This window comes from Kitasatospora sp. NPDC089509 (assembly GCF_044749365.1).
GTDB lineage: Bacteria > Actinomycetota > Actinomycetes > Streptomycetales > Streptomycetaceae > Kitasatospora.
Genome location: NZ_JBIVHS010000063.1, coordinates 883 through 1403, shown reverse-complemented (window position 1 = coordinate 1403; position 521 = coordinate 883). Strand labels below are relative to the sequence as shown.

1 protein-coding gene is annotated in these 521 nt (G+C 76.8%); it reads left to right on the top strand.

Going from position 1 to position 521, the window contains the following annotated elements:
- Nucleotides 1-381 (top strand): electron transfer flavoprotein subunit alpha/FixB family protein (locus tag ACIP4P_RS45075; protein WP_400930346.1); only part of this gene is annotated, 381 nt, incomplete at its 5' end.
- Between the last annotated feature and the right edge of the window lie 140 nt (nt 382-521).

Below are 521 nucleotides of genomic sequence, written 5' to 3'. Positions count from 1 at the left end.
CCCGAGCTGACCGAGGCCGCCATCGTGGTCTCCGGCGGCCGCGGCGTCGGTGCCGCCGAGGGCTTCGGCGTGGTCGAGGAGCTCGCCGACGCCCTGGAGGCCGCGGTCGGCGCCTCGCGCGCCGCCGTCGACGCCGGCTGGTACCCGCACAGCTCGCAGGTCGGCCAGACCGGCAAGCAGGTCTCCCCGCAGCTGTACGTCGCCAACGGCATCTCGGGCGCCATCCAGCACCGGGCCGGCATGCAGACCTCGAAGACCATCGTGGCCGTCAACAAGGACCCCGAGGCCCCGATCTTCGAGCTCGCCGACTACGGCGTGGTCGGCGACCTGTTCGCGGTGCTGCCGCAGCTCACCGCGGAGGTGAAGGCCCGCAAGGGCTGATCCCCCGGAACAGCGCGGAGGGCGTGGGCCCCCGGGCCCCCCGGCCCCCGGGCCCCCCCCCCCGGGGTGTGAGTGCGGGGCCCCGCGCCCCCGGTGCGGCGACAACCCGCAGGCCCGGCGGTGCGGGGGGGAAACCCGCA